The 9,558-nt window shown below is 53.5% G+C and carries 10 protein-coding genes and 2 pseudogenes; 7 read left to right on the top strand and 5 right to left on the bottom strand.

Annotated features, from left to right (window positions below; translation table 11 throughout):
- The 5 genes and pseudogenes from A3A5_RS43035 to nifB form a co-directional block, all read right to left on the bottom strand.
- Positions 1–123 (bottom strand): annotated as a pseudogene (locus A3A5_RS43035) (IS5/IS1182 family transposase); the annotation flags it as partial.
- Between the two features lie 511 nt (positions 124–634).
- A complete protein-coding gene (nifT, locus tag A3A5_RS40835) occupies positions 635–853 on the bottom strand; it encodes a putative nitrogen fixation protein NifT (protein WP_081623817.1) in 219 nt (72 codons plus the stop codon).
- Positions 854–974: 121 nt separating this feature from the next.
- Positions 975–1,307, bottom strand: a complete 333-nt coding sequence (locus tag A3A5_RS0106745; protein ID WP_018309847.1) for a nitrogen fixation protein NifZ — start codon at positions 1,305–1,307, stop codon at positions 975–977.
- Positions 1,308–1,676: 369 nt separating this feature from the next.
- On the bottom strand, positions 1,677–1,868 hold the full coding sequence (locus A3A5_RS40840; protein WP_081623818.1) for a 4Fe-4S binding protein: 192 nt from the start codon (positions 1,866–1,868) through the stop codon (positions 1,677–1,679).
- 59 nt (positions 1,869–1,927) lie between these two features.
- Entirely contained in the window at positions 1,928–3,529 is a 1,602-nt protein-coding gene (gene nifB, locus A3A5_RS37790; protein WP_051108493.1) for a nitrogenase cofactor biosynthesis protein NifB, read from the bottom strand.
- A 575-nt stretch (positions 3,530–4,104) separates the two neighbouring features.
- On the opposite strand from nifB, the gene A3A5_RS37795 reads away from it, so the two are divergent.
- From A3A5_RS37795 to A3A5_RS0106785, 7 genes and pseudogenes are all read left to right on the top strand, one after another.
- Positions 4,105–5,148, top strand: coding sequence for a hypothetical protein (locus A3A5_RS37795; RefSeq protein ID WP_018309849.1), 1,044 nt, complete (start codon positions 4,105–4,107; stop codon positions 5,146–5,148).
- A gap of 40 nt (positions 5,149–5,188) precedes the next feature.
- Positions 5,189–5,527 (top strand): nitrogenase-stabilizing/protective protein NifW, encoded by a 339-nt coding sequence (locus tag A3A5_RS0106760; RefSeq protein WP_018309850.1) that lies wholly within the window; start codon positions 5,189–5,191, stop codon positions 5,525–5,527.
- A 16-nt stretch (positions 5,528–5,543) separates the two neighbouring features.
- Entirely contained in the window at positions 5,544–6,389 is an 846-nt protein-coding gene (locus A3A5_RS0106765) for an electron transfer flavoprotein subunit beta/FixA family protein (RefSeq protein WP_018309851.1), read from the top strand.
- The gene (locus A3A5_RS0106770) at positions 6,386–7,513 is read left to right on the top strand and encodes an electron transfer flavoprotein subunit alpha/FixB family protein (RefSeq protein ID WP_018309852.1); all 1,128 of its coding nucleotides are present in this window, start codon (positions 6,386–6,388) and stop codon (positions 7,511–7,513) included. The genes A3A5_RS0106765 and A3A5_RS0106770 overlap by 4 nt, the downstream gene beginning before the upstream one ends.
- Positions 7,510–8,820, top strand: a complete 1,311-nt coding sequence (locus A3A5_RS0106775; protein WP_026200528.1) for an FAD-dependent monooxygenase — start codon at positions 7,510–7,512, stop codon at positions 8,818–8,820. The genes A3A5_RS0106770 and A3A5_RS0106775 overlap by 4 nt, the downstream gene beginning before the upstream one ends.
- A complete protein-coding gene (locus tag A3A5_RS0106780) occupies positions 8,817–9,116 on the top strand; it encodes a ferredoxin family protein (RefSeq protein WP_026200529.1) in 300 nt (99 codons plus the stop codon). Before A3A5_RS0106775 ends, A3A5_RS0106780 begins: the two co-directional genes overlap by 4 nt.
- A gap of 247 nt (positions 9,117–9,363) precedes the next feature.
- Positions 9,364–9,558, top strand: a pseudogene (locus tag A3A5_RS0106785) (IS5/IS1182 family transposase); the annotation flags it as partial.

Raw genomic sequence — 9,558 nt, forward strand, 5'->3', positions numbered from 1 at the left:
CAAGCTCTCTTCGACCCACATCGTCACGTCTCCTCGGGCTATCAGCCCCTTGTTGTACTGCGCCCAGTTCTTGACGCGGTAGACCCCCTTGGGCTCGGCTTGCTGTCGGTTGTCCTTGCGCATCGTCCCGGAAAAAGTCCAAGACACTACGCCGCTTCGTCAGAAGTTAACAGAGCCAGCGCTCCAGTCGTTGTGCGTAAACGTCAGCCCATCCGACCCCGGATTTATGCAACAACGCCGACATGCGGCGGGAACGATCAGCCTGCATAGATAGATCTTGGATCCCTATTCGGACAAAATTATCTAGTGCTGAACATGCTTACGTAGCCATCGCAGACGTATGTCCAATACTACTTTGTCAATAGCACTTCGACGCCGCCATTCCTATCCTACAAAACGCAATTGCTGCACGTGTCCAGAGAGGAATTTTATTCTCAGCCCCCCCCAACAACGAATCAGTTCAATAATTTGGCAATGCTGTCATTCTTCATTGTAAACCCAATCTTCTGTAAGGATCAGCGTGTGACACGAACGTCAAGATAGCATTCGCCACTTGGCCGCGACCTCCAGTAGCATCGATTCGGTGCGAATCAACTCAGTTATCACAATGACATGATCAGCAGTGAATGCCATGTCATTTGTCCCCACTATCAACTCGTCTGGCTTCCACAGTGATTGGAAGCGGGGTGTCTGCCGCCATCTCTGGCAACTCAAACTGCCAACCATTCCCAAGCTTAACAAGCCCACCCCACATTTCCCCCCTTGTCATGGAGACTATCGGCTCCTCAAGATCCTTCCTTGGTAAGTACGCTTTAAGCGTACCTGTAATGTCCTTTCGAATCATAATTTTCACGTGAGGTCTCCCCGATGGAGTGGAAATCAAGCCGTAAGGCACAAAGGCAACACTAAACTAGAAAGTCTGGTAGGTGCCATCCCGCATTGAACGTCGCGTAGTTAAATATGCGCCTAATAGATCATCTCTGCTGTGGCCATGGTCCAGCAATGTGGTCACGTATAATTGCCAGCACAACTTCATTCAGGTGGTCCAGCGTGCAGAGTTCTCTTGCACGCATGCCGACGTGATGATCCTTTTCGACGAAGAGAACCGCATAGACGTAGAACCGTTGCAGGAAGGTGTCGATTCTCGTGACGTAGCCAATATCTCCTCTGTTCACGATAACTTCGCCGAAGTTTTTCCCGGAAAAGGTACCATCGTTGCGAATCATCGATCGTGCAATTACGCGCTCGCCAACGCTAAAGCTAGGCTCAAACGCTATTTCAATGGTGTCATCACTCTCTAGTTGCATATGACTTGCTCTCGTCCCTACATCGCCTTCTCGAGAGACCAGTTCCTAAATGAAGCATCCATTGAAAGTGTCCTCCACGCTATGTGCATCATACGGCCGCACCTCACCCTGGGTGCCCCACCAGCGTATCCTAGTTCCATCGCCTCATCGCTTGGCTGGGCATCTACAAGGCAGCCTATCTTCATAGTTCTCAGCAATCCATAGTCTCTCCACCGGGAGGGTTTAAGCCATTGCAAGAAATTGGGGCCGAGGAATAAGCCGTTAGAAATCGAGTAATGACCCTATTATGCAAATACAGAAGTAATGTAAGAAACGATTCCGACAGATAGCGAAGCATGCACTCACAACGCGATTCGCGTGGCAGCCATGCTAAGCCGGTACTATACAATCATCGACGGGGCATACCGACACGCACTGCGGGAAATCGAACCCGTCGCACATCGTGCACTTCTTCGGATCAATTGCCAGCACATCGCCTTTTTCGCTGATGGCGACATTTGGGCACTGTGCCTCGCACGCCGAGCAACCGGTGCAGGCAGAGGCAATAATCTTCAGGGCCATAAATACGCTCCTTACAATTTTGAACTACATTACCACGAGGCCGAGCATACATTTTCCCGTCAAACGGAAGTTGTCGGATCTTTTATGGCGCGCTCTGCCGGATCACTGCGTCCTCGGTGAGTTTTATGCATGCCTACGCCGCCAGCCACACGGCTTGAGTAGTCGTTGAACCACGATAATGCTGCAACCTCAACAATCTCCCCCGCGTACTTGTCCACAGCCTCGATGCCGGCATCGGATAGTTCCTTACGCGGACACGAACCCATCTTTGCCACAAGGACGGCATGACAATCGTTGATCGCGCGGATGATCTGAAGTAGTCCTTCATCGTCGCCATACCCCGCCTGACAATACGATTCAACTCGGCGGTGACCCACAAAGTGCGCGCCAGTAGCGCTAACTTCGAAGACCTGTAACTCAGAGATATGCCCGAAATGCGCGTTCACGCGGCCACCGCCTTTCGTGGCAACAGCAATATGGACCTTCAGGGCCCCTGTCGCTTTGTTGGCCCGCGCTAAGGCTAGCACCTCCTTCTTAGCCTCGCGTTGAACGATGACCTCAGTTTCAGTGCGCCACTGGTATTCGCGGCGGTTCTTTCGGTCATACTCGATTTCTATCTGCTCGATTTTGTCGAGTGAGAACTCCTCACTTCGATCCTCACCGAGGAGGCCTACCGCGTCCGCTCGGCATTGCCGGCAATGACGCATCAAATTCGCACCGCCAGAACAAGCTTCCTGTACTTTCTTCAGCTCCTGGGCGGTGGGCCCACGCTGTTGATGCAGGCCAAAGTACGTACCATGCGATGGATTGGAAATTAGCGGCATGATGTTGTGAAGGAACGCACCCCGCTCCTTCACCGCGCGGTTTACCTCAACCAGATGTTCATCATTAATGCCTGGAATCAACACCGAATTGATTTTCGTCAGCACGCCACGTTCTGCTAGCATCTCGAGCCCTCGCATCTGCCGCTCATGCAACACGCATGCGGCCTCCTTCCCTGTTAATCGGCGACGGTTCCAGAAAATCCATGGGTAGATTTTTGCTCCAACAACTGGATCGACCATGTTGATGGTAATTGTCACGTGATCAATGTTGTATTGACAGATGTCATCCACAAAGTCAGGCAACGCTAGGCCATTGGTCGATAGACAGAGCTTGATCTCAGGAGCTCGCTCCCGAAGCAAACGGAACGTCTCGAACGTTCTTCCCGGATTCGCGAGGGAATCACCGGGCCCAGCAATGCCGACCACCGTCAGTTGCGGTACGCGGCTCGCCACGGCCATCACCTTCCTCACGGCCTGCTCTGGCGTCAGCTTTTGCGACGTAACGCCAGGTCGCGACTCGTTTGAACAGTCATATTTGCGGTTGCAGTAGTTGCACTGAAGGTTGCAGGCGGGCGCAACCGCTACATGCATGCGCGCATAATGGTGATGTGCTTCCTCCGAGTAGCATGGATGATCTCGTATCTTCTCCCACACCTCCGGAGCCATGCCCTCGTCCCCCCCAGACGACGCGCAGTTCAACATGCTGACTCCACCGAACGAGCTACCGCCGCCGCGTGGAGCGCACGTTCCGCTGTTCGGCACTAGGGGTACAATTTTCTGCTCGTCTCCGATACAGGCAGGCGCTGGTCGCATGCTTGCGCTCGCGCTATCTCGCATAGGTCTTTTCCTCTCATCGAGAGTGGTCGGTCTTAGCGGAAAAGCGAGATCCGTGCCATCACTCAGAGATCGTCTCGGCCATTTTTCAGAAAATTCCGACAATTTGTTGACGGTCTTCAAGTCCCGATAACGAGTTCGTCGCACGTTTGAGTCGACGAACGTCACGCCAGCTAAGTTACAAGATGGAAGCTCCCCCTGCGAGACAGGGCCCCAATGAGCTAAATGCGACTTGCCTCTTCGCGGCGCCTGACAGTACCGGTTGAGTCAAGAGCAGCGTGTCCGGACAGAGACATTTGCGACACGAAGAATGTACGAAGCCCTGTGTTTACTGACATAGAATGCCGCTGTCGCTCGTGCAGATAGCGCTCCAGCTTAAAGTACTTGGCTGGCACAACGCTTGCTGATCGGTTCGGGACTAATGATGCGTGAGGCGACTACCGAGATGCTCAAGCCGACTATTATGGACACCACATTGTGCGGCCCAAATTGGCCGCCTCGAGACGCGTTTCGCCTCGAGGAAAAATGTGCGACCGTCAGCGTGCTGGAGTGGCAGAGCTTGAGGTCGGATCCCGGTCATGGGCGATGAGGAGATCGCGCGCATCGACGCGATTGTCAACATGAACCTCGAGACCAAAACCATAATTTTTGGGCGCCTGACGGACGCCGATTTATCCGCAGCGTTGCACTGCAATGCCGACATTGTGAATCTGTCCGTTCCCGTTTCTGATCTCTATTTTCAACATCTGCGGCGGTCGCGAAGCTGGGTATTGGCCCAGATCGCGCGCCTTATCCAGAAGGCCGCGAAATGCCACCCAAAGATCTCCTTCGATATGGACGACGCTTCGCGTGCAGACCCCGCGTTCCTCGTGGAAGTCGCGCAATGCTCTAGGCGTTATGGTGCTCAGCGCATCCGATTCTCCGACACCATTGGTGCGATTGGCCCCTTTGCGACCTACGACATCATTGCGAAGCTACGCGATGCGATTGATTTGGAAATAGAAATCTATGCACAAAATGATTTCGGCCTCGCTACTGCAAATACACTAGCTGCGTTTCGCGCCGGCGCCAGCAATGTGAACACGATCGTAAGCCGAATGGTTCGCCCGGAGGGTAATGCGGCGCTCGAGGAAGTTGTGATGGGTGCGCAACACTTGCTAGGGCCGGATACGGGCTTCGACACGAAGGCGCTCATCCCGATCTCTTCGCTTGTCAAAGACGCGTCTGAACGGGCAGGGCCGTCAAGCAAGACGAGCATCGGTATGGACTCCCTGAGAGTCAGGCATTGGCGCCCACAATACTGCGAATCCAGTTACGATCTACGACCGAACCGATACGACACGCCCGATTCGAGGCGGGCTTTAGTTGTAAAAATTCGACCACCGACGTGGACTACGAGAATTCGGGTGACTATGGCAGCGTTTTCCAGGACCGTATGGGTGAAAGAATGGAGCTGGAGTTGCGCGACCCGGCTCCGCAAATCAATGGCAAATTATCTATTCTTATCCCGACGACAGCAAGAAATTCCTGTAACCTGGCTTTTCTATTTCCCAAACAACAGCGGCTGCTTACCCTTCATACAGCGCGGCGCCCGCCACGCATGTCGCCCGTCGTGTTCCTAACCTAATTCCTAGTAGCTTACTGTTCACCAGGAGCAAAGATATGCAAGGACTCATCAATCACCAGCAACACCTCTCGTCGACTGAGGATTTTTTTCGGTATTTTGACATCGCATTCGACGAAAAAGTTCTGAACGTCAGCCGTTTACATATCCTGAAGCGGTTTTTTCAGTATATCGAGCAACAGGAAGAACCTTCCCGTGACAACGGCACTGCGATGTTCGCATTTTATCGCAGCTTGCTTCTCAAAGCCTACAACGATTTTGTCTTGTCCACGCCAGCGGAACAAAAAGTATTCAGGTGTTTTCAGGAGACGGACGGACGGCGGCACGTCAACCTCGAGAGCCTTCGCGCTTCGCTAAGCAATCGCGACGCCGTCTGACACGGAGAAACGAACCATGCATATTGTTGTCTGTATCAAGCAAGTCCCCGATTCAGCACAGATCCGGGTGCATCCTGTCACCAATACAATAATGCGCCAAGGCGTTCCTGCGATCGTGAACCCGTACGACCTATTTTCATTGGAGGAAGCGTTGCGGCTTAAGGACCGCCACGGAGGACGAATCACGGCGCTGTGCATGGGGCCGCCTCAGGCTGAGGACGCGCTGCGCAAGTGCATCAGCTTCGGCGCTGATGACGCCGTGCTCATCACCGACCGCGCATTCGCTGGGGCCGACACGCTCGCAACTTCTTATGCGCTTGCCGCTGCCATCCAGCAGATCACGACGCAACAAACGGTGGATATCGTTTTTACGGGAAAGCAGACCATCGATGGCGACACCGCGCAAGTTGGCCCCGGCATCGCGAGACGGCTCGGTTTCCAACTCCTGACCTATGTTTCCAAGGTTGTCGAGACAGATTTAGATGCACGCTCAATCGTCGTCGAGCGTCGTGCGGAAGGAGGCGTGCAGGTGCTTCAGACCGCGTTGCCTTGCCTCGTGACGATGCTTGAGAACACGAACGAATTGCGCTTTGCAACGCTCCCCGCAATGATACACGCGGCTGCGTTTCCGATACGAAAATGGAATCGCGAGCAAGCCGGTATCACTGACTTGAATAAGATTGGGCTAAAAGGCTCGCCCACTGTAGTTAGCAAAGTATTCGGCGCAACGCCAAGAGACGAAAAGGCCGAGATTCTGGAAGTGGATGCCTCAAGCCTGCACGATGTGTCCTGCAAACTGATGCAAAAGATACTTACCCGTCACCCAACATTGGAGACGGACCTGCTAAAGACGTTTTCATGAATTTTCCCATTGGCTCAGACAACATGCCGAACACTACCGTTAGGAAGGCCAGCGGCCGCCACCTCGAGTTGCCTGAACACCTGAAAACTTACAAGGGTGTATGGGTTTTCCTTGAACACGACCAGGCTCAGGTTCATAGCGTGTCGTGGGAACTGCTAGGCGAGGCTTATAAGCTCGCAGACAAGCTGGGCAGTGAGGTAGCAGTAGTCGCGCTAGGCGGCTCTGACGAACCGCTTGAGCAGTTTGCCACTGAAGCATTTAGTTTCGGTGCAAACAAGGCTTATGTGATCCACGATCCGGTGTTGCGTGGGTATCGAAATGAGCCATTTACAAAAGGATTGACCGATTTAGTTGACAAATATCGTCCAGAGATCCTGCTTCTCGGAGCGACCACTATGGGCCGTGATCTTGCCGGCTCTGTGGCGACGACTCTCTCGACGGGCCTGACGGCGGACTGCACCAGCTTGAGCATCGACTCGACCTCGCGCGCTCTTGCGGCCACTCGTCCGACCTTCGGCGGTTCACTTCTTTGCACGATAATGACCCTTGCATGCCGTCCTCAGATGGCGACGGTTCGTCCGCGTGTAATGGCGATGCCTCCAACTCAGACTGGCCGTTGCGGACAAATCATTCAAGAGCAATTAGGAATGCTAGAGTCCGACATTGTAACGAAGTTGCTCGATTTCATCGCCGATTCAAAAAGCAATCAAAATAACCTTCCTTATGCCGACGTGATCGTAAGTGGTGGGAAGGGAATGAAGAATCCCGAGAACTTCCAGCTCGTCTTCAATCTGGCGCGCGTACTCGGCGGAGAAGTTGGTGCAACTCGCCCCTGCGTGCAAGCTGGCTGGGTCGAAGCCGAGCGCCAAGTAGGGCAGACGGGTAAAACCGTTCGACCGAAACTTTACATCGCAGCAGGAATTTCCGGTGCGATCCAGCATCGCGTCGGCATGGAAAGTTCTGACATCATCGTGGCGATCAACACCGATGCAAATGCACCGATTTTCGACTACGCGCATTACGGCATCGTCGGGGATGCCATGCAACTACTGCCGGCATTGACTCAAGCCTGCAAGGACCACTTTGCACAGCGGAGATTGGGACACATGGGGGTTATCAAATGACGGAACCTTTGCGTTTTGACGTAATTGTCGTTGGGGCAGGACCTTCCGGAAACGCCGCGGCGTACGTTATGGCCAAGGCAGGTCTAAAAGTTCTTCAAATTGAGCGCGGTGAATATCCGGGCAGCAAGAACGTTCAGGGAGCGATTCTCTATGCGAATGCGCTGGAAAAGATTATTCCAGATTTTCGCGACGATGCACCGCTCGAGCGGCACATCATTGAACAACGCATGTGGATGCTCGACGAAACTTCGTTCGTAGGCACGCACGTACGAAGCGATGACTACAACAAACAACCCTATAATCGCTACACCATCATCCGCGCGCAATTTGATAAATGGTTCTCCTCAAAGGTTCGCGAGGCCGGCGCATTGCTTATCTGCGAGACGACGGTGAACCAACTGATTTTGGATGGTGACCAGGTCGTCGGCGTTCAATGCGACCGTGAAAACGGTGACGTATATGCAGACATTGTGATACTCGCAGATGGCGTCAACTCAACGCTTGCACGCAAGGCGAAATTTCACGGCGAGATTGAAGCGAAAAACGTCGCGCTGGCTGTCAAAGAGATTCTCTTCCTCCCCGAGGAAACCATTCGCCAACGCTTTAACGTTGTAGGATATGAAGGCGTCGCTATCGAAATGGTTGGCCGCATCACCGATGGCATGACAGGCACGGGCTTTCTTTATACCAACAAAGAGTCGCTGACCATCGGCGTCGGATGCATGCTCAGTGACTTCAAAGAGTCCGCACACCGAACGAGCCCTTATGCGCTGCTCGAAAACATGAAGCACCACCCTTCGATAGCTCCACTCATTGATGGAGGCGAAATGAAAGAGTACTGTGCACATCTAATTCCCGAGGGTGGCTTCAATACGATTCCGCAAGTGTATGGCAACGGCTGGATGATCGTCGGTGATTCAGGAGGCTTCGTTAATTCCGCGCATCGGGAGGGGTCTAACCTAGCGATGACGACAGGCCGCCTTGCTGCGGAAACAGCAATAGTGGCAAAAGCGGTGGGCCGTGGCTACCGCGCCCAAGCACTTTCGATGTACAAGAGCGCTCTTGATAGGAGTTTCGTGATAAAGGATTTGTACAAGTATCGCCACATGCCAGAGATCCTGCGACACAACCCGCAATTCTTTACAACGTATCCTGACCTCATCGCAAGCGCAGCACGTACGATGATTACAGTAGACGGCGTCGACAAAACGACAAAGAAGCACGAAATCATGGGGAAGTTCCGGAAGAGCCGGACTCTACCTGGGCTTCTTGGCGACGCATACAAACTATGGAGGGCGCTTCGATGAGAAAAGTGACCGTTAACATCGAAGAAAAGCTATATCAGAACCGCTATCGCGTGGACGTAGGGAGGCCACATATCCACATCAAGAACGTGGAAATCTGCACCAATGACTGTGCTGACAAAAGCTGCACGTTCATCTGCCCAGCCTCTTGCTATCGAAGCGAGACCAACGGGTCAGTCACCCTCATCACCGACGGCTGTCTCGAATGTGGCAGTTGCCGCATTCTCTGCACCGACCACCACAACGTCGAATGGGAGTACCCGCGAGGCGGTCATGGTATCCAGTTCAAGTTCGGCTAAGGCCGAAGCGCTGAAATGGGGCGGGGCCTTTATTGCTCCTTTCCCTTTTTTAAAAAGGGACCTGAGGCGCCTTTCGCGGCAAGGGATGATGGCTGCCTTCGTTGCGACGTTAAGCTAAAGGGGTCTTCCGTAGGATTCCTTCTTTATGATGTACCGGCGCCTAACAGGCTGCTGAAATACCTAGCCCGAAGTCAGCGCGGTAGCGTGCCAAGGCGTTGATTACCAGATACCACTCCATCCGAGATTCATGCGCGGCGCCGACACCTTCACCGAAAGCCTGTTCACCATGCTGCGACTCGAAGATTTCGTGCCGCAAGCGCATCCGTTGCGCCCGATCCGCACCATGGTCAACCAGGCCTTGACGAAGATGGATCGGCTGTTCGCAAGCATGTACGAAGCCGACATCAAGGGCGGACGCCCGAGCATTGCGCCGGAGAAGCTG

The organism is Cupriavidus sp. UYPR2.512, from assembly GCF_000379565.1.
GTDB lineage: Bacteria > Pseudomonadota > Gammaproteobacteria > Burkholderiales > Burkholderiaceae > Cupriavidus.

What these genes read in the sequence shown, in the direction of transcription:
- A3A5_RS0106780 (WP_026200529.1), top strand. Translation starts at nt 8,817, where the DNA reads ATGAGAAAAGTGACCGTTAACATCGAAGAAAAGCTATATCAGAACCGC.
- A3A5_RS0106770 (WP_018309852.1), top strand. Translation starts at nt 6,386, where the DNA reads ATGAATTTTCCCATTGGCTCAGACAACATGCCGAACACTACCGTTAGG.
- A3A5_RS37795 (WP_018309849.1), top strand. Translation starts at nt 4,105, where the DNA reads ATGGGCGATGAGGAGATCGCGCGCATCGACGCGATTGTCAACATGAAC.
- nifB (WP_051108493.1), bottom strand. Translation starts at nt 3,529, where the DNA reads ATGCGAGATAGCGCGAGCGCAAGCATGCGACCAGCGCCTGCCTGTATC.
- A3A5_RS0106775 (WP_026200528.1), top strand. Translation starts at nt 7,510, where the DNA reads ATGACGGAACCTTTGCGTTTTGACGTAATTGTCGTTGGGGCAGGACCT.
- A3A5_RS40840 (WP_081623818.1), bottom strand. Translation starts at nt 1,868, where the DNA reads ATGGCCCTGAAGATTATTGCCTCTGCCTGCACCGGTTGCTCGGCGTGC.
- A3A5_RS0106745 (WP_018309847.1), bottom strand. Translation starts at nt 1,307, where the DNA reads ATGCAACTAGAGAGTGATGACACCATTGAAATAGCGTTTGAGCCTAGC.
- A3A5_RS0106765 (WP_018309851.1), top strand. Translation starts at nt 5,544, where the DNA reads ATGCATATTGTTGTCTGTATCAAGCAAGTCCCCGATTCAGCACAGATC.
- A3A5_RS0106760 (WP_018309850.1), top strand. Translation starts at nt 5,189, where the DNA reads ATGCAAGGACTCATCAATCACCAGCAACACCTCTCGTCGACTGAGGAT.